This is a genomic window from Labilibaculum sp. K2S (assembly GCF_030372765.1).
Classification (GTDB): Bacteria; Bacteroidota; Bacteroidia; order Bacteroidales; family Marinifilaceae; genus Labilibaculum.
In genome coordinates this window covers 43,333-62,640 of record NZ_JAUCMW010000017.1, presented here as the reverse complement: position 1 = coordinate 62,640, position 19,308 = coordinate 43,333, and the positions used below count along the sequence as shown (strand labels likewise).

16 protein-coding genes are annotated in these 19,308 nt (G+C 35.8%); 7 read left to right on the top strand and 9 right to left on the bottom strand.

Annotation, left to right across the window (positions count from 1 at the left end; genetic code table 11):
• Positions 1-105: 105 nt before the first annotated feature.
• Together QUH73_RS16280 and rnhA are read left to right on the top strand one after the other, a co-directional pair.
• Positions 106-2,283 (top strand): S46 family peptidase, encoded by a 2,178-nt coding sequence (locus QUH73_RS16280; RefSeq protein WP_289531499.1) that lies wholly within the window; start codon positions 106-108, stop codon positions 2,281-2,283.
• A gap of 468 nt (positions 2,284-2,751) precedes the next feature.
• A complete protein-coding gene (gene rnhA / locus QUH73_RS16275; protein WP_289531498.1) occupies positions 2,752-3,210 on the top strand; it encodes a ribonuclease HI in 459 nt (152 codons plus the stop codon).
• A 7-nt stretch (positions 3,211-3,217) separates the two neighbouring features.
• On the opposite strand, the gene QUH73_RS16270 is transcribed toward rnhA, so the two are convergent.
• From QUH73_RS16270 to QUH73_RS16235, 8 genes are all read right to left on the bottom strand, one after another.
• Entirely contained in the window at positions 3,218-4,243 is a 1,026-nt protein-coding gene (locus tag QUH73_RS16270) for a potassium channel family protein (RefSeq protein WP_289531497.1), read from the bottom strand.
• A 10-nt stretch (positions 4,244-4,253) separates the two neighbouring features.
• A complete protein-coding gene (gene speD / locus QUH73_RS16265; protein WP_289531496.1) occupies positions 4,254-4,604 on the bottom strand; it encodes an S-adenosylmethionine decarboxylase in 351 nt (116 codons plus the stop codon).
• Between the two features lie 80 nt (positions 4,605-4,684).
• Entirely contained in the window at positions 4,685-6,226 is a 1,542-nt protein-coding gene (locus QUH73_RS16260) for a polyamine aminopropyltransferase (protein WP_289531495.1), read from the bottom strand.
• 83 nt (positions 6,227-6,309) lie between these two features.
• Positions 6,310-7,182: a DUF350 domain-containing protein gene (locus QUH73_RS16255; RefSeq protein WP_289531494.1), complete on the bottom strand. Its 873-nt coding sequence runs from the start codon at positions 7,180-7,182 to the stop codon at positions 6,310-6,312.
• Between the two features lie 96 nt (positions 7,183-7,278).
• Positions 7,279-8,070 carry a hypothetical protein gene (locus tag QUH73_RS16250; protein ID WP_289531493.1) on the bottom strand — a complete coding sequence of 264 codons (792 nt, stop codon included), beginning with the start codon at positions 8,068-8,070 and terminating at the stop codon, positions 7,279-7,281.
• A 75-nt stretch (positions 8,071-8,145) separates the two neighbouring features.
• Positions 8,146-8,682, bottom strand: a complete 537-nt coding sequence (locus tag QUH73_RS16245) for a DUF4178 domain-containing protein (protein WP_289531492.1) — start codon at positions 8,680-8,682, stop codon at positions 8,146-8,148.
• A gap of 37 nt (positions 8,683-8,719) precedes the next feature.
• Positions 8,720-9,418, bottom strand: coding sequence for a PspA/IM30 family protein (locus QUH73_RS16240; protein ID WP_289531491.1), 699 nt, complete (start codon positions 9,416-9,418; stop codon positions 8,720-8,722).
• Between the two features lie 21 nt (positions 9,419-9,439).
• Positions 9,440-9,835, bottom strand: a complete 396-nt coding sequence (locus QUH73_RS16235; protein ID WP_289531490.1) for a YbjN domain-containing protein — start codon at positions 9,833-9,835, stop codon at positions 9,440-9,442.
• Between the two features lie 468 nt (positions 9,836-10,303).
• Between QUH73_RS16235 and sucC the strand changes: the two genes are divergently transcribed.
• Both sucC and sucD read left to right on the top strand, forming a co-directional pair.
• Positions 10,304-11,473, top strand: a complete 1,170-nt coding sequence (sucC, locus tag QUH73_RS16230; RefSeq protein ID WP_289531489.1) for an ADP-forming succinate--CoA ligase subunit beta — start codon at positions 10,304-10,306, stop codon at positions 11,471-11,473.
• The gene (sucD, locus tag QUH73_RS16225) at positions 11,473-12,351 is read left to right on the top strand and encodes a succinate--CoA ligase subunit alpha (protein ID WP_289531488.1); all 879 of its coding nucleotides are present in this window, start codon (positions 11,473-11,475) and stop codon (positions 12,349-12,351) included. Before sucC ends, sucD begins: the two co-directional genes overlap by 1 nt.
• Positions 12,352-12,418: 67 nt before the next feature.
• On the opposite strand, the gene QUH73_RS16220 is transcribed toward sucD, so the two are convergent.
• Positions 12,419-13,573, bottom strand: a complete 1,155-nt coding sequence (locus QUH73_RS16220) for a Fic family protein (RefSeq protein WP_289531487.1) — start codon at positions 13,571-13,573, stop codon at positions 12,419-12,421.
• A 221-nt stretch (positions 13,574-13,794) separates the two neighbouring features.
• Between QUH73_RS16220 and QUH73_RS16215 the strand changes: the two genes are divergently transcribed.
• The 3 genes from QUH73_RS16215 (at position 13,795) to QUH73_RS16205 (ending at position 19,284) form a co-directional block, all read left to right on the top strand.
• Positions 13,795-15,045, top strand: a complete 1,251-nt coding sequence (locus QUH73_RS16215; RefSeq protein ID WP_289531486.1) for an OmpP1/FadL family transporter — start codon at positions 13,795-13,797, stop codon at positions 15,043-15,045.
• A gap of 226 nt (positions 15,046-15,271) precedes the next feature.
• Complete coding sequence (locus QUH73_RS16210; protein ID WP_289531485.1) at positions 15,272-17,203, top strand: tetratricopeptide repeat-containing sensor histidine kinase; 1,932 nt, start codon at positions 15,272-15,274, stop codon at positions 17,201-17,203.
• Between the two features lie 152 nt (positions 17,204-17,355).
• The gene (locus QUH73_RS16205; RefSeq protein WP_289531484.1) at positions 17,356-19,284 is read left to right on the top strand and encodes a tetratricopeptide repeat-containing sensor histidine kinase; all 1,929 of its coding nucleotides are present in this window, start codon (positions 17,356-17,358) and stop codon (positions 19,282-19,284) included.
• The last annotated feature ends 24 nt before the right edge of the window (positions 19,285-19,308 follow it).

Below are 19,308 nucleotides of genomic sequence, written 5' to 3'. Positions count from 1 at the left end.
TATTAATATTAACTTTGCTAACCAACTAAATACTTATAACAACTAATAACCATTCTGGTTTACCAAAAACCAGTTCGGTTATATTAAAAATTTAAAGTAAATAAAATGAGAAAATTTGCATCATTAATTTTGGGATTAAGCTTACTACTTAGCTTTTCCAATGCAAAAGCAGATGAAGGCATGTGGCTTTTATCTTTATTAAATAAGAATGTTGCCGAAATGAAGGCAAAAGGTTTAAAATTATCTGCCGATGATATTTACAGCATCAATAAAAGTTGTTTAAAAGATGCCGTTGTGGGTTTAGGGTTTGAAGGAAGACCATTCCGTCATTTCTGTACTGGTGAAATTATTTCTGATCAAGGTTTATTTCTCACAAATCATCACTGTGGATTCAGTGCTCTTCAATCACACTCTACAACAGAACATGATTATCTTTCAGATGGATTTTGGGCTTACGATAAAAATGAAGAGCTCACCAATCCAGGTGTTACAGCCTCTATATTAGTTCGCATGGAAGATGTATCGAAAGAAGTTCTTTCGGTAGTGAATGACGAAATGACTGAGGAAGATCGCTACAAAGCAATTGAAAAAGTTGCTGTAGAATTGGAGAAAAAAGCTGAAGAGGGAACAGACTATAAAGCTAATGTTAAAAGCATGTTTGAGGGAAATCAATATTTCCTTTTTGTATATGTAATTTATAAAGATGTTCGTTTAGTTGGAGCTCCTCCGCAATCAATGGGTAAATTTGGCGGCGATACAGACAACTGGATGTGGCCGCGTCACACTGCAGATTTCTCTATGTTCAGAATTTACACAGGACCTGATGGAAAACCTGCTGATTACTCAGATAATAACATTCCATTAAAACCAAAGCACCACCTTCCTGTTTCTGCCAAAGGTGTAGAAGAACAGGATTTTGCAATGATTATGGGATTCCCTGGAACTACTGACCGCTATCTTACCTCTTTTGGTTTGGAAGAAACAATGAAAATCACCAACCAAAACCGTTACGATATCCGTACTTTAAAATTGGATATTATGAAGGAAGATATGCTTAAAGATGCAAAAGTTCGTATTCAATATGCGGCCAAACATGCTCAGAGTGCAAACTATTGGAAATATTCAAACGAGCAAAACAAAGCTCTTGCAAAGTTGAATACAATGGGGCACAAAAAAGAAATTGAAAAGGAATATCTTGAATGGGCAAATAAAAAATCAAAACGAGAAGCTAAATATGGAAAAGCTCTTGAAATGATTGCTCAGGTTTATGCAGAACGTAAAGAAGTAATGAATGCCAGTTCCTACTTAAGAGAAGCTTTGCTAAGCGGTGCGGAAATGCCAATTTTTGCGATTCAACTAGGAGGTCTAAAATCGTTACTTGAGGCTGAAACTCCAGACACAACGGCAATTGAGAAGGCAATTACTGGTTACCGTCATGCTGCCGAAGGATTCTATAAAGATTACAATGCTCCAACTGATCAAAAACTGATGGCTGGTTTGTACAAAATGTACGAAGAGAATATTCCAGCAGAGCAACAGCCGGAGATATTCAAAACTTTTAGCGAAGAATACAACAACGACTTTGACAAATTAGCTTCTGACGTTTATTCAAACTCCATTTTTGCTACATCTGAAAGTTTCAATAAATTTCTTGATGATCCAAAACTAGAAACTCTTGAAAATGATATCGCTTTCAAAATAGGTAACTCAATTATTGCTAAATACAAAGAGATTAGAGCTGAATTATCAAAAGGATCTGATCAATTGCAAAAAGGGAAACGCCTGTTTGTTGATGGCTTAATGCAAATCAATAAAAAGAAAAACCTGGCTCCGGATGCAAATTCATCTATCCGTTTAACTTATGGAAATGTTGGTGGATACACTCCAAAGGATGGCGTTTACTATAAGCATTTCACGACTCTTAAAGGAGTAATGGAAAAAGAAGATCCTACAAATGATGAGTTTGTTGTTCCTGCTAAACTAAAAGAGCTGTACAATAAAAAAGACTTCGGTCAGTATGCCGATAAAAACGGCAACTTACCTGTTTGTTTCTTAACCAACAGTGATATTACCGGAGGTAACTCAGGTTCTCCTGTAATCAACGGAAACGGAGAATTAATTGGAACTGCTTTTGATGGTAACTCTGAGGCCATGTCTGGTGATATCGATTTTGAAGAAAATCTGCAAAGATGTATCAATCTTGACATTCGCTACACTCTTTTCATTATTGATAAGTTTGCCGGTGCTCAAAATCTGATTGACGAAATGACCATTGTGAAGTAAAAAAATAGATGTAAAATTTTGGATGCGAATCAACAAATTGATTTACATTACAATTATAAAATTATATCAAGATAAGTAAGGATGTTCGAATAATTCGGACATCCTTTTTTTAAGGATTTTAAAGGCTACAAAGGAGAAATTAAAATATCCAAATTTATAGTCTGTTCTTGCCTGCTTATCGCAATAAATTGCGAACACTACCGCAAAAATTTGCGGTAAGCAATGCAAAAAGTTGCAGTAAGCAGAGCGAAAATAGTAAGTAAGCATACACCAATTGGTTTGTCCCGGTACCTAAAATCCCTTTTCCTTATTCAAAATCATCTTATCCCATTTACAAAAGAGTTTGTGCTGTTTACAACTTGGAAAAATCAGGAACAAATTCCGTAACCTTTTTTTCTTATACATCATTTATCCTTTCTGAATCTCATTTTTTCTTACTTTTGATTTGAAAAACCCCAAATATAGAATATGTCGACTAAAATAAGCATGTATACTGATGGAGCAGCAAGTGGAAACCCCGGACCGGGCGGATACGGAGTTGTTCTGATTTCGGGTAAACATCGAAAAGATTTAAATCAGGGATTTAAGCTTACTACAAACAACAGAATGGAGCTGATGGCTGTAATTGTTGGATTGGAAGCTCTAAAAACTCCTGGTTGTGATGTTACCATTTATTCCGACTCCAAGTACGTAGTTGATTCGGTTGAGAAAAAGTGGGTTTTTGGATGGGTTCAAAAGCGCTTTAAAGGAAAAAAGAATGCCGATTTATGGATGCGATTTCTTGAAATTTACAAAAAGCACAACGTAAAATTTGTTTGGATCAAAGGTCATGCTAACATTCCGGGAAACGAACGTGCCGATCAACTGGCAGTTATCGCTTCGCAAGCTCCTAATCTACCTGATGATGTCGGGTATAATCCTGAATAAAATTCCATTACTCACCTTCCTTCACACCAAAGAAATTCTCCAGATTCTTTTTAGTTTCTCCGCTGGAGATTAAAATCAAGTAATCACCCGTTGCAATCATTGTTCCCTTTGGCGGATTCTTCATTAACCTGCCCTCCTTCACCATTCCAATTAAAATTGCGTTATGATCCAGCTTCAGTTTCATGAAAGCAGCCATATATTCCTCACCGGAAAAATCGCAATCTGCAGTAATTATATACTGCTGAATGTCCGAATCTTCATCAGCAACACTTGTAGAAATTAAATCTTCGGTATAGGTAGCTACATAAGGTTCGAACAAGTAGGATGCAACTAGTTTTGAAGCAACTTCACTCTGTGCAATTACATGAACAATACCTGCATTCACAAAAGTTTCTCTCAAACTAGGGTTTAAACAAGTAACAACTACATTTGCCTCAGGGTATCTTTTCTTTAGGTTGATCACAAAAACCAAGGTTTCCGAATCGTCATCGAAATTCACAAATATTCTTTTTGAACGCTCAACATTCACTTTATTTAAAGCTTCAACATTAGAATAATCAGCAAAAAGACTAAATGTATTTTTCGAAGAGTACAAATCAGAAATCAAATCCAAATCAGCTTTGTTGTTGGTTACAAAAGCTACTTTTTGTCCTGCCTGAATAATTTGACTGGCAACTTTTTGTCCAAATTCATTCCAGCCAATAATGATGTAATGATTATCAAAATCACTTCCCCAGAAACCACTTTTTTTCTTTTCCATATACTGATTAAATCTAACAGTTACTTCACCAATAACAAATCCCAATATTCCCAAACTTCCAATAATTACAAGTAAGCCAATAATTTTACCCGCAAATGTTACTGGATAAAAATCACCGTATCCCACCGTTGTAAGAGTAACAATGGCATACCAAAAAGCATCTCCAATTGTCTTGATATTTGAATCAGGCGATTGCCCCTCAAAATATTTAATTCCCAGTATGGCAATTACGTATATTAAAAATGCAATAAAAATGCTTAGCCTTTTCTTCATGTGATTCTGCTTATTCCGGTACACAAATCTCTACTCCATCACCGTTCCATTTAATGTCAAGCTTACCGGCATTTGCCAAACTTTGGAAATCTTCTGATTTTTTTTGATTGCAACTGCTCAATTCAACATACGACCACCCCTTATCCGGAAAAGTATGAATGGCTAAGTGTGATTCAGCCAGCAACCAAAAAGCAGTATATCCCTGAACCGGAAAATGATGATCGGTAAAATTCAAAATCACAAAGCCAACCTGCTCCAAATAATCCTGAAATACAGTCTGTAAAACTTCTGGATTACTTTCCGAAACCCAAAATCGAAGATTGTGAATTTTTGCTGCTAATATTTTTGCTCTCGTCTCCATTCGACACTAATTTTAGACGCTGATTTATGATGATGAATCGGTTCAAATGTCTTGTAGCATACTACAAGACTACACCTATTTTAATAAAGATCCCAATTGCCTTTCAGGTAATACTTATACAGCACAGGTTCATGAATTCGGTTGATAGACACACTATCCTTTTCCCAAGGATAAATATCCTTGCCAAAAGAAGTAATCAAAGCCATGGCCTCTTTATTGATCCAACGTGTTGGCACATCAAATTCCAGATTCTGCAATTGCTTTTTCACATTTGCATCCACAGGCTGTTTTACCCCTAAACTCCATCCCCATTCGCCTAAAGTGATTACCTGATTGTGCATCGGAACTGTTTCGAAACCTGCACTTTTCATTGTCTCTAAAATACACGAGAATGCCTGCGTTGCAAAATACGGACTGCCTGCCTGAGTAACAATCACTCCTCCCGGACGCATGTGTTTGTAGCACAGCTTATAGAATTCATGTGAATACAATCGCCCCAATTCTATGCTGCGAGGATCGGGCAAATCAATAATTATAATATCGTAATAGTCGTCATTTGCCATCAAATACTTGTAGCCATCATCATTCAATACCTCAACCTTTGCATTATTCAGCGAGTTTTGGTTCAATTTGGTCAAGATCGGATTCGTCTTTCCCAATTTGGTCATGGCTGGATCCAAATCAACTAAGGTGATTTTCTCAACCTTAGGATATTTTAAAATTTCCCGAACCGCACAACCATCACCACCACCTAATACCAGCACATTAACCGGATTTGGATGCAATGTCATAGCCGGATGAACCAAAGGCTCATGATACATCAATTCATCACGCGTACATAACTGTTCATTACCATTCAGATATAGCCAATAATCATTTTTCCATTTGGTTATAACAATACGCTGATATTTGGTTTGCTCCGTAAAAATCACCTTGTCGGAATACTTTTGCTGCTCACCATACTTAATGATAGGATCGGTAACAAAAACTCCCGTGGTTAGCGAAATCATGATAAATGTACCTAAGACAATCAACACTTTCCTCTCTGAGGATTTCAAAAGATCCCAAAGAAAAATCAACACCACAATCGAGACAGAGAAATTTACAAAACCTAGAATAAAAGGTGTATAAATCAATCCAAATACCGGTAATCCGATAAAGGCAAAAAATATCCCTCCAAGCAGACTTCCATAGTAATCATTTTCTAAAATATTGGAGATATTGAACCTTAATTTCTCGTAATCATCGTTGATACGTATCACCAAAGGAATTTCCATTCCGATCAACAATCCAATACAAATTGCAAGACTATATATTAAAATCCCGATAGACTGTGTATATGCCGAAGCTGTATAGACCAGTAAAGCGGCAAAGGAAACGATAAATGATAATGCGAATTCCAATATCAGAAAGCGTTTCAATAATCCGGTCTCAAAGTTTTTAGTAATTCGACTACCCAAACCCATTGAGAATAACATGAGTGAGATAATCATCACCCAATGAAAAACAGAATTGCCTAAGAAATACTGAGCTAAAGTGGACAAAATATACTCTGCCACCACACCGGAAAAACCAGTGGCAAAAATTGCCGCTTTTAATAATGTTGATTTATTCTTGAACACTTTCAGAGAATTATGAAGTACGAATTATGAGTTATGAATTTTATCAATCCAACTCATAATTGATAATTCTTAATTTATAATTATTACAGGCACCAGGTAATTAGAACCGATCCACCGACGTAAGCAAATGCTTCAATCAAAGCCGCTCCAACATTTGGGTTCTCCTGATTGATAATTTCATCGGTTAACCGCTCGCCCGGCAGTAATATCTTATCTGTGATTAAACGCATAACCGGCAATAGAACAATACCTACAACAAGCTCAAAACCTGCTTCGGCAAAGCTTGGCAACCATCCTTCAAAATCTCCGGTTAATCCAAAACGAATTAAATTTCCGATCGCAATTATGGCTCCGGCAAAACCAACACCAACTGCCACATTATCCTTTTCGATGTGCTCGTGCAAATTGTATGGAGTAATCCAATTATAAATGCGTGTAGTTACAATTAAAGCAATCTGACCAAATGCCCAAAAAACAACGGCCGTAAGAACTCCAAACAAAAGCCCTTCGCTCTCGCCCGAAACAGCTCCAAAAATAATTAAACCTGATGCTACCGAAACAGCTCCTTCAACAACTCCGGTTCCAACATTCTGATCCTCGATAATCTCCTTACGCACTGAAAATTTTCGAAGTATTAAATAATCAGATAAAAATATAGAGATATTCAAAAGTACGATGGCCAACAAACCGTAAACGGCAATATCAATCACATCATTTACCAAACCATTTGATGGTCCTACAATTGCACTTCCTATTGAAAACAATAAGCCGATATAGTATCCCACATGAGAAATGGCAAAGGCAAAGTTATCTTTCTTCACCAACTCCTCTTTCACTTTAAAAGAAGGGTGAAGCAATTGATAAATAAATTTTCCGATTAGGAAAATGACAAATGCTGCCATGATATAAACCACAGCATCATAAACGATAAACGAAATTTCTGATAATGATATCATAAGTATTTGTTTTAGTACATTAGTAATTAGTAGTTAGTAAATAGAAATATCGCATTTTGCCTAAAGACTATGGACTAATACTCGTTACGCCAAAAATTATTTTCCAAATCCACCGCTGCGGGAGCGTGTTGAACTTGTGCGGTATCTTGATGAACTTCTTGTTGTTTTGCTTGAAGATCTTGCACTGCTTGAACTTGAAGAACGACTTACTCTACTTCGAACCTTATCCTTAAATGTGGAAGGCTTACTTCCCCACTTACTGCTGCTTCCCGAACCGGAAGAGGTATAAGATTTCGTTCCATAAACCGGACTACTTCCGCGAGGGCCGTAATATCCTCTTGAACTTCCATAATAGCCACCACTACGATAATCATTCCAATAAGAACGTCGGTACGATCCCATATTGAACATGTGCGACATGAAAGCATATTGTCCGTAGAACGCCCAGAAAGAAGACCCGCCACGATTTTCCCATCGTCCGTATTTCTCATTTCCAACATAGTGATTGTATCCTGCAGGTACAGCTTGCTTCGTTACAACACCATCTTTTTTCGAGGCAATTTCCATCCCCATATTATTGATATTCTGAGTAAAGAAAGGCTCGCTCACATTTTTCCAGGCGGACTTTTGTTCTACTACCGTGTCGGGATGCTGAATAATCACCTGATATTGATGACGGTAATCGTCAGAACCTTCATTAGCATCCATATCGAATAGGATTATCGAGAAGTTCTGTTCATCATTCAACTCCTTAATCAGATTATCAACGGGAGATTTTTTCCATGTTTCAGCAACTGAAGAAGAGGAGGAAGATCCTGATCGTCCACAAGTCTTTGCTATAAAAAACACTACAATAATCCCAATGATTACTTTAGTTACTGTGTTCATAAATTGTAGTTTATAATTACGAGTTAAGAGTTATCGATGAAAGTCAGATGCTTTTCATTAATAACTCTTACTAACTTATTTAGGTAAAATATTAGATATTTCGAATTCCTTTATTGCCTTACCGGCCGAAGCTTCAAATTCTTTTTCATCCCATTGCTCAATGGTAACAATATATTCTCCGGATTCATCAACAAAATCCCATGAAATAAATTCCACCCAATCCTCTCCACGGGCTTTATCATTAAAGTAACCCGGTGATTCCTGATCAAGGAAATATTTCTTATCCTTGTAGATTAAGGTCGTTGGAGGTTTCTGATCTGATAATAAATCTGCAAGTACCTTCTCGCCCAATTCACGAACTTTAATCTTATCGCAAACCGACAGGCTTATTTCATCATCATCTTCTACAGAAAGGAAAAGTGTTTTGCTGCCATTATTAATCTTATATTCCTTTGAAAAATAATTATCGCCCCAATCATACTCATAACTCGTCTGCACTTCCCAGCTCGACAGATCATACTCAAAAACAAAACCAACATCCAGGTCGGTAACCCGGATATTGGTGCTGTCGTATTTCGGCTGTTTCCGTTTAAAAAAATCGGTCAATCCCATTTTAAATTTCGTTCAAATTTGTAAAAACAGCTGCTCTTTAATTTTTCATTTTTGCTTTTAACTCTTCCAATGCATTGGATGCTTTCACATTAGTTTCGTTTAAAGTAGAGTCAATTTCATCATCTAAGCTGCGGTTTTCAAAAGCAATGTCACCATACGCTTCGGCCATTGCCTCTTGCTGCGCCACTTTATCTTTCATTTTCTCCAACATCCCAACCGTTCCCGAACTATCAATACCGGAAAGTTGTTTGTTAATTTTTTGAGTAGCCTGACTAACGCGGGCACGAGCCTTTAAAGTCTTCAACTCATTCTCGTAACGGGTAATGGTCGATTTCAACTTCTTCACATTCGTATCCAACTGACTAATGCTGGCATCAAATTTAACAACTTCTTCCTGAGATCTTGCTACCGTAGAAATTGCATCTTCTTTTTTCGCTAAAGCTTCGGTTGCCAAACGTTCCGCTTCCGACATTTCAAGCTCACCTCTTTCGGCTTTTTGCAATAATAATATTGCTTTTTGCTCGTAGTTTTTAGCTACTGATTTTTGCTCATTTAATTCTCTTTTGCTTCGAATTGCCATTGCCTTAACCTCTGCTAAAGCCTGCAAACTCTTATCTAAATCATTTTTCAGATCTCTGATTCCCTGCTCGGTCATCTTAATCGGATCCTCTAACTTATCTATAGCGGCATGAGCTTCTGCTTTGCCCACGTTGAATAATCTACTAAAAATTCCCATTTTGTATATTGATTTATTAGGTTACAATTTTGAATATGAAATAATCTCTTCCGAGTACTCACTTAATAACATTTCCAAAGAGTTAAGTGTTGCCTCTAATTCATTCTGATCTAAATTTTCCAGCTGAAGAGTATCTCTAAAAAGAACTTTTTTTCCTGATCCATCGAGAACAAATGCACCATGTATAATTTCTCTGTTCTTTTTCAGTAAAGCTTTATAAATTTCAGGATTATCATTTGTCAGCTCAAACAATACACCTTCAACAATCAAAATCGGATCTTCACAATCAACAATCAGATTTGCAATTCCACCTTCCGGATTTTCAACCACAAACAGCTCTTCTACCTTATCTTCTTTAATAATATTGAATTCTAAATTCAACAGGTAATCTTTTACCTTGTTATAATATGTGCTCATTTTTTTTGCTTTTAAATTTCTGATTAAAATTAAAACAAATAATTAACCTAATAAAATATTTACCATCATTGACCACATTCAATAAATATCCAATCACCATGGATTATTTGCTTCGAGTTTGAAATTACTAAATATGACAGTCTCTTCCCTCATTTTATCGGGATAATCTTCATTTTATTCGATAAATGGAAGTTTTTACATGTTTTTCTGTTCTCAACTTAGTTCAGCTAATTTTCAATCACTCCTGACCCTACAAAAATTCAGAAAATAAAAAGATTCAAAACTCTTTTAAATTTACAGCAAATGTACTTTTTATTTCATGCAGATATTTATATATTTAGGTTCGTCAAAAAATTAACCATTTAAATATTAATAGTTACCGACTTGCTTACTTGTTCAAAATCAATCAAAACAATAAACACTGATCAATAGCAGGTCTTTTCCAAGCCTAACAAAAAATTAGTAAGAATGAAGATTCACGAATATCAAGCAAAGGAAATTTTACGGTCGTTTGGTGTACCTGTTCCCGAAAGCAAGATTGCTTTTTCGGTTCAGGAAGCTGAAAAGGCTGCCGCCGAAATTGGTCTGCCCGTAGTTGTAAAAGCCCAAATCCACGCAGGTGGAAGAGGAAAAGGCGGAGGTGTTAAATTTGCACCCACAGCTCAGGATGTAACTCGTTATGCAAACGACATTTTAGGGATGACATTGATTACACACCAAACCGGTCCGGAAGGAAATTTGGTAAAAAAGATTCTTATTGAAGCTGCCTCAAATATCGATCGCGAGTTGTATGCCGGAATTGTAATGGATCGTGCTGCCTCAAAAGTTACCTTTATGGTTTCTACTGAAGGTGGAATGGAAATTGAAAAGGTAGCCGAAGAAACTCCTGAAAAAATTATGAAGGTGGCTGTTGATACTGCTGTTGGCTTACAAGCTTTTCAAGCCAGACAAATGGCATTTGCTCTAAATTTAACCGGAGATGCTTTTAAAAACGGGGTTAAGTTTCTAATGGCTCTTTACAACGCATATATAGGAACTGATGCTTCCATTTTTGAAATCAACCCATTGGTTGTAACCAAAGAAGGTGATGTAATTGCCTTGGATGCCAAAGCCAATTTTGATGACAATGCATTGTATCGCCATAAAGACATTACTGCTTTGCGCGATTTGGATGAAGAAGAACCATTGGAAATTGAGGCAGGCAGATCTGGCTTAAATTACATTAAACTGGATGGAAATATTGGTTGTATGGTAAACGGAGCCGGACTGGCAATGGGAACCATGGACATCATTAAACTTACAGGTGGTGAACCAGCTAACTTTTTGGATGTTGGAGGAGCCGCTTCTGCAGAAACAGTTGAAAAAGGCTTTAAAATTATCCTTTCGGATGGCAGTGTGAAAGCAGTGCTGATTAATATTTTTGGAGGTATTGTTCGTTGCGACCGGGTTGCCAAAGGAGTTATCGAAGCCATTAAGAATATTGATACTAAAGTGCCGATTGTGGTTCGCTTACAGGGAACCAATGCTGAAGAAGGTAAAAAGCTTTTGGAAGAATCAGGAATGAATATTATTGCAGCAACAGAATTACGGGATGCTGCCGAAAAAGTAGTAGCCACCCTTAAAACAATTAAAGCATAATGAGTGTATTAGTTGATAAAAATACTAAACTGGTGGTTCAGGGAATCACTGGTTCCGAAGGGGCTTTCCATACCCAGCAAATGATAGAATATGGAACAAATGTAGTCGCTGGAGTTACTCCTGGTAAAGGTGGTCAGCTGTTCATGGATAAAATTCCTATTCACAACACCATGAGAGGTGCTGTAGCAAAAACCGGTGCAAATGCATCAGTAATATTTGTTCCGCCGCCATTTGCTGCAGATGCCATTATGGAAGCTGCAGAAGCAGGCATTGCTTTGGTTGTTTGTATAACTGAGGGCATTCCTACTTTGGATATGTTAAAAGTTCATGAGTATCTTAAAAAATACCCAAAAACAACATTGATTGGCCCCAACTGTCCGGGAGTTATTACACCGGGTGAAGCTAAAATCGGAATTATGCCGGGTTTTATTCACAAACCAGGTACAATTGGTATTATTTCCCGTTCAGGAACATTAACCTACGAGGCTGTTCATCAGTTGTGCGAAGCTGGATTAGGACAATCCACTGCAATTGGTATTGGCGGCGATCCAATTATTGGAACCAAGCACATTGATGCGGTAAAGCTTTTAAATGCAGATCCTAAAACCGAAGCCATTGTTTTAATTGGTGAAATTGGCGGATCGGATGAAGAAGATGCTGCGGCCTACATCGCTAAACATGTAGAAAAACCAGTAGTTGCTTTTATTGCAGGTCAAACTGCTCCTCCTGGCAAACGAATGGGCCATGCCGGTGCTATTATTGCCGGTGGCAAAGGAACTGCCGAAGAAAAAATGAAAGCTTTGGCTGCTGCCGGAATTCATGTGGTAAAATCACCTGCAGATATCGGTAAAAAAATGAAAGAAGTATTGGGCAAATAAAACCTTCCCAAATAAAAAAAGAGCTTGATTCACATTTGAATCAAGCTTTTTTTTATTATCGGCTCTATTACAACTCAAATAAATTTAAGTATTCCCACAAATAGAAAACTCTGTTTCTGCGGGCACCGGCATACTCTTTAAGTATGTTATGTGTTTCAAACTCTTTTACCAGTAAGTTTGCTGATTGAAAACTCAATTGCAATTTTTCCTTCACATCACTAACCGACATAAATGGGTTCGAATAAAACTCTGAAAGCAATTGTTTGGCTGATTGCTTTCGTTTTTTACCCATTTTTTCTTCGATAATCGATTCGTAATACTTCGTAAGACCTTCTACATTGCCTAAAAGATTCTTGCTATACAAAGCCGTTTCCCTAACTCCGGTAAGGACAAATTTAATCCATTGTTCAATATCATTTTTTGAACGGATTAAGTTTAAACGATGATAATATTCCAGACGGTTTTTTTCAAAGAAAACGGATAGACAGAAGATTGGACGAGCCACAAATTTTAAACTTATAGTCTCAAACAAAATTAAAATACGGGCAGTTCTTCCATTTCCATCCAAAAAAGGCAGAATATTTTCAAATTGATACAAAGAAATAGCCATTTTAATGAGCTGTGGTAATTCCAAATCGTCATTTCTCCAGAATTTTTTACCATCATTAATTAATATTTTTAATTCATGTTTATTGGGTGGCGAATAATTCGGCTCCTCTTCAAAAGGATTCTCACGAGCATGAAAAAAAGATCTTAACTTTCCTCCAAATTCTTCCTTGGCAGGAAGATCGGAACACAGGATTTTATGCGCCTCTTTTACCAAACGAACAGACAATGGAAACTTTTTCAATTCATTTACCCCCCAATGTATCGCGTTAATATGATTCGCTATCTCTTTTTGTGCATACTGACTTTTAAACGATTGAGAAACATCAGAAACGAAAGCTTGATACAAGTCACTTTTATTTCCCTCGATTAAATTCGATGCAATAACTTCCTGAGCTATAAATAAAGGAATATGATTATCAATTCCGGGGAAAAATTTAGAATAGGCATTTAGCTCCCCCAATTCAAGCATGGCAGACTCTAAAAGTATATTGATTTGTTTATCGTTCCATTCAAACGAACGATTAATTAAAGAGGGCGTAACGCTTTTGTAGCCTTCCTTAAAACTTTGATAAATGAAATCGCCTCCGGTTTTTTTATTCAGCTTAACGCTCATATAATTGAATAAGAAATTATTATTCAGGTTAAAAGTATTAATAATTTAATAAAAACTAATACAAGAAGCAAAACCATGTATCTTACTTATAAATTTAGATACATCTATACATACCAATTTCAATGGGATACAAGAGATTTACACACTCGTTGTTTTGATATTTTACTTGCAATACCTATAAATTGGATTATATTTCCCCCGAATTAATTAATCATCTACTTATGATAAGAAAAATATGTTTAGCCGTTGTGATAATTGTTATGGCTATTAATGTAAAGGCTGAAGGTTACGCTGTTAACGTTCAAGGTAATAAACAAACCGGTATGGGGCATGTTGGTACGGCATTAAATTTTGATGCAAGTAGTATGCAATGGAATCCAGGAGCTTTAGCTACACTAGATCAAAAATATAGTTTCTCCGTTGGAGGGTTTGCAACCATAATTAAAACTGAGTTCACAGGAGCTTTAAGCAAAGAGAAAACAGATAACCCAACAGGAACACCATTCTATTTATATGGATCGATGAAAGTAAATGAAAAGCTTGCAATTGGTTTGGGTGTTTATACTCCTTTTGGAAATAAGGTAGATTGGGGTAAATCATGGTCTGGAAAATATTTGATTCAAGACATTGAATTGAAAGCTATTTATATTCAGCCTACCGTATCCTATCAACTTGCTGATTGGATTAGTGTAGGAGCCGGACTAAATATTGTTTATGGTGAATTTAGTTTAAATAAAGCTTTTCCGATTAGAAATCCTGCTGATGGTTCCTATATTGCAGACGGTGCAGTAGAACTAAGTGGAAGTAAAATTAAATATGGCTACAACTTAGGTGTTTTTCTACAACCAACCGGAAAATTAAATATTGGTCTTTCGTATCGCTCGCAAGTAGATATCGACTTAGATTATGCAGATGGTGAAGCTGACTTTACAATACCTGAAGCTTTACCAGCACAAATTAAAGGAGTTTTTCCTGACGGTGGACTTGCTGCAACTTTACCATTGCCTGCTAGCTTCAATGTCGGACTTGCTTACCAAATTGACGAAAAATGGTTGGTTTCTGCCGATGTAAATTTCGTACAATGGAATAAATATAAATCGTTGGATTTTAATTTTGAAAATGATCCTGCAAGTGTATTAGACTCTAAAAGCACAAGAAATTGGAATAACAGCATGACTTATAGAATCGGTGCTCAATATTCGGCTAATGAAAAATTAGATATTCGTGCTGGTTTCTACTACGATGAAACTCCTACAAACAAAAAGTTTTACACACCGGAAACTCCAGGAGCTAATAAAATTGGTATCTCAGCAGGTTTCTCTTACATGCTGACAGATAAATTAAGCGTTGATGCTTCTTTATTGTACATCGAAGGTGAGAAAACTACCGGTACCGACCCAAGTGGGAATTTCACAGGAGCTTACAAAAACACTGGGTTTTTACCAGGAATTGGAATCACCTACAACTTGTAATTACATACATATCCCATTATATTGAAAAGCTTGATCGAAAGATCAGGCTTTTTTTCTTCTCTTCTACTTAAAGTAATCATTTAAGAGTCTACTCCTAACTCTCTATACATTCGACTTTGATTAAGATTAATAAATCTTTAGTACAAATTATCGAAACAATTTCTTTATTTTGTATAAGAATAAACCAATCTAAACTATTGATTCACGTCACTACAAACTCTTAATTATGAAGCTATTGCGTACGACTCTGATTTTTATATTGATCTGCTTTAGTTCATCTGTATATTCCGATAAACTTGTTGATACTGATCAGCAAAATGAAAATTCAGTTACACAGCAGATTCTTCAAGATCTGGATTCATCTGCTTATTTGCGTAACGTATCTTCTGAACAGAGTATATTGGTTTGCCAAAAAGCCATACTGTTGTCAGAGGAAAGTCAGGATCCCAATCTACTTTCAAAATCGTATAAAACACAAGGAATTAACTATTACTATGCCGGCACTTATGATTCAGCTTTCGTCTATTACGAAAAATCAATTCCTCAGTTCGAAGCCATCAACTCAAAGGTTGATATCGGTAAAGTACTTGGTAATATAGGCTTACTTTACAGAAAACAAGGTAAATATGACAAGGCGTTAGAGTATTATCTTAATAATCTGAAAATATATAAAGAAGCCAATTATGAAGAAGGTCTGGGTAGTGTTTTCAACAATCTTGGGAATTTATATTTTGAAACAAACGAATTTAATAAGGCTGAAACCTATTATCAATACGCCCTCCGCAATTTTAAGAAATTTAAGAAAATAAAAGAAATCGCAAATGCCTATTGCAATTTAGGTGCTATCTCTGAGACCAGGAAAGAATTCGCAATAAGTCTGGATTACTACAATAAATCTTTACACGAGAATTCTAAAACCGGAAATATTTTATTTGAATCAAAATTACTTTTTAATATCGGCTTCTTACTTCATTCACAAGCCAAGTTGGATTCTGCACTTATTTATGTGCAAAGAGCAGAAGATATTAGAATAAAAATAGGAGATAAAGACGGTGTGGTTAGTGCTAAACTAGAGCTTGCCAAAATTGCAATTGATCAGGAAAAATACGCATTAGCCGAAAAACTACTATTAAAAGCGGATGAAATTGCAAAAGCTAACAACATGCTAAAATGGAGAGAAGATATTCTTACAAGTCTTTCAACGGTTTATCAGAAAACGTGTAATTACCAAAAAGCTTTTTTACACCAGAATGAGATGATTCAAGTAAGAGATTCTTTGAATGTGATTCAATTAAATATGCGTTTCGAAGAGCTTTCTGCAACTTATGAAATCGAAAAAAATCAAAAAGAACTAGAATTATTACAGCAGAAAAGTCAAATTCAGAACCTTGAATTAGGTAAGAAAAATGCATGGATCATTATTCTAATGATCGTGATGATATTGGGTGCTGTTGCCATTATGGTCTCCCTACGAATTAACCGATTACGGGCAGATCATAAAATTATGGATTTGCGACAAAAAGTTCTGTTAACTCAAATGAATCCTCATTTTTTATTCAATTCATTAACGGCAATTCAGAGTTTTATACTCGATAAAAAGAACAAAGAAGCCAACAATTATCTTTCCCGATTAGCAAATTTAGTAAGAGGGATACTGGAAAACTCAAGAGAAGAATTTGTATCACTCAGAACAGAGCTCGAGACTTTAAAAGATTATATTGATTTGCAAAAACTACGGTTTGAAAATGAAATAAGTTATGAATTTGAGATTGATAAAAATATTGATCAGGATCAGGTTCTTGTTCCACCAATGCTTGCTCAGCCATTTGTCGAAAATGCCTTAATTCATGGTATGTTGAGAACCAATCCAAACGCTCAGATACAGGTGAAAATATCACTAAACAAGAATATGGATTTACTTCGCTTTCAAATTAAAGACAATGGAATTGGTATTGACGAAGCCAAAAAGAACAGACAAGATAAAAATCATAAATCTATCGCTACATCAATTGCCTTAGACCGAGTTAAGATTTACAATTTTAAATCATCTAAAAAAATGTATTTCGAAATCATCGATCTTAACCATCTTGATCAAAATTCTCACGGCACTCAAGTATGTTACACAATCCCTTTACACCTCTATTGCAACAGATCCTAATTCATGAAATTTACAAGGACGTAAACTTATTTTTATCTGCAATTTTAACTCTCATTGTATCATCTTCTTTTTTGACACTTGCCATGTTTAATAATATAGAAATAACACTATAATTATTGTTCTTTTTGGTGTGTCGCTATTACTTTTGCGATATGAAACATCTTATTTTATTATCCTTCATATATTGCTTACTACCAAGCAAGTTATTGTCAAGTAATTTTTCCAAATCTGACGCGACACCCAAGCTTCAATCGCAAAGTGAAATACAAGTAACCCGTGTTTTAAATAAAGCTGAGAAATTAAGAGATTCCTCCTATTGCGAAAGTATTAAGGTTGGAAAACAGGCACTTGAATTAGCTCTTAAAACAGACAATGCTAACATTTTAGCCACTACCTATAAATCTTTGGGCAAAACCTATTTATACCAAGGTGTTTTTGATTCTTCAGAATATTATTACAGGGAAGCTATAGCACAATATAAAATAGTAGGTGACACACTAAATATTGGTAAAATAACCGCAAACATAGGGATTATATACCGCAGAACAAGAAAATACAATGAAGCTTTACAACAATACTACGAAGCTTTAAACATATACAAATCTGCAGATTACAAAGAGGGAATAGGCAGTGTATACGTGAATATTGGAGGAGTGCATCAGACATTGGGAGATTTTGACAGAGCTTTGGAATACTATCAGTATGCCCAACAGATTTATGAGAAACTGGGCGACAACAAAGGACTAACAAACATCTTTATTAACATGGGTGTTCTGCATAGTGAACTCGAAAATCACGAACAGGCAATTACCTATCGATTACGGGCTTTACACTTAAATGAAGGAACAAGTAATCTACAACTAAAATCAACCATTCTCATGAATATTGGTCAATCATATCAAGCAATTGGCCAAGCTAATAAAGCATTGGATTATTACGATCTTTGTGAAAAACTGCGAATTCAACTCAACGACCAATGGGGACTAAGTAAAGTATTTTTACTCAAAGCTACCACTTACGATGAGATTGATGAAAATAAGAAAGCTGAAGAGTATTATCAAAAATCCATTCAATTAAGCAAAGAGAACAACTTGTCAGACGATTTAGTGGAAAGCTATTTCTACTACTCTCGTTTTTTAGAAAAAAGAAATCACCCGCAGGAAGCAATCAATTATCTGAAAAAATATCATTCCATTAATGATTCTTTAATTGCCGTTTTCCAAAATAAAGCTGTAAAAGAACTGACCGCAAAATATGAATCCGAACAGAAAGAAAAAGAGCTTGAACTTTTGACTCAGAAAAGTCAAATACAGAACCTTGAATTAGGAAAGAAAAACACATGGATTGTAGCTTTGTTGATTATAGTGGTATTAGGTGTTATCGCAATTTTTGTTTCATTACGAATTAACCGATTAAGAACAGCTCATAAAATTATGGATCTGCGCCAAAAAGTGCTGTTAACTCAAATGAATCCTCATTTTTTATTTAACTCGTTAACGGCCATTCAGAGTTTTATACTCGATAAAAAGAATGAAGAGGCCAATAATTACCTCTCCCGGTTAGCTAGTTTGGTAAGAGGGATACTGGAAAACTCCAGAGAGGAGTTTGTAACACTTCGAACTGAGCTCAATACATTAAAGGACTATATTGGTCTTCAGAAATTACGTTTCGAAAATGAAATAAGTTATGAATTCGAAATTGATAAAAACATCGATCAGGATCAGGTTCTCGTGCCACCAATGTTAGCTCAGCCTTTTGTCGAAAATGCTTTAGTACACGGAATGCTTAGAAATAATCCGAATGCAAAAATACAGGTTAAGGTTTCGCTCACCAAAAATATGGATTCGTTACGATTTCAAATTAAAGACAATGGGATTGGTATTGACGAGGCAAAAAAATTGAGCACAAATAAAATTCATAAATCCATTGCTACATCTATAGCTCTTGACCGCGTTAAAATTTACAATTTCAAATCCGCTAAAAAAATGAAATTTGAAATTGCTGATTTGAAAAATAACGATCCGAGTCAATCTGGAACGCAGGTAACTTATACCATTCCTTTACATATTTGTGAGAGCTAGTTTTTAAGTTGCATTAGCGTTTTA

Bases quoted from the DNA above. Each gene is read 5' to 3' on its own strand.
- QUH73_RS16220 (WP_289531487.1), bottom strand. From the start codon at position 13,573: ATGAGCGTTAAGCTGAATAAAAAAACCGGAGGCGATTTCATTTATCAA.
- rnhA (WP_289531498.1), top strand. From the start codon at position 2,752: ATGTCGACTAAAATAAGCATGTATACTGATGGAGCAGCAAGTGGAAAC.
- QUH73_RS16270 (WP_289531497.1), bottom strand. From the start codon at position 4,243: ATGAAGAAAAGGCTAAGCATTTTTATTGCATTTTTAATATACGTAATT.
- QUH73_RS16210 (WP_289531485.1), top strand. From the start codon at position 15,272: ATGAAGCTATTGCGTACGACTCTGATTTTTATATTGATCTGCTTTAGT.
- QUH73_RS16255 (WP_289531494.1), bottom strand. From the start codon at position 7,182: ATGATATCATTATCAGAAATTTCGTTTATCGTTTATGATGCTGTGGTT.
- QUH73_RS16205 (WP_289531484.1), top strand. From the start codon at position 17,356: ATGAAACATCTTATTTTATTATCCTTCATATATTGCTTACTACCAAGC.
- QUH73_RS16245 (WP_289531492.1), bottom strand. From the start codon at position 8,682: ATGGGATTGACCGATTTTTTTAAACGGAAACAGCCGAAATACGACAGC.
- QUH73_RS16235 (WP_289531490.1), bottom strand. From the start codon at position 9,835: ATGAGCACATATTATAACAAGGTAAAAGATTACCTGTTGAATTTAGAA.
- QUH73_RS16240 (WP_289531491.1), bottom strand. From the start codon at position 9,418: ATGGGAATTTTTAGTAGATTATTCAACGTGGGCAAAGCAGAAGCTCAT.
- QUH73_RS16250 (WP_289531493.1), bottom strand. From the start codon at position 8,070: ATGAACACAGTAACTAAAGTAATCATTGGGATTATTGTAGTGTTTTTT.
- speD (WP_289531496.1), bottom strand. From the start codon at position 4,604: ATGGAGACGAGAGCAAAAATATTAGCAGCAAAAATTCACAATCTTCGA.
- sucD (WP_289531488.1), top strand. From the start codon at position 11,473: ATGAGTGTATTAGTTGATAAAAATACTAAACTGGTGGTTCAGGGAATC.
- QUH73_RS16215 (WP_289531486.1), top strand. From the start codon at position 13,795: ATGATAAGAAAAATATGTTTAGCCGTTGTGATAATTGTTATGGCTATT.
- sucC (WP_289531489.1), top strand. From the start codon at position 10,304: ATGAAGATTCACGAATATCAAGCAAAGGAAATTTTACGGTCGTTTGGT.
- QUH73_RS16280 (WP_289531499.1), top strand. From the start codon at position 106: ATGAGAAAATTTGCATCATTAATTTTGGGATTAAGCTTACTACTTAGC.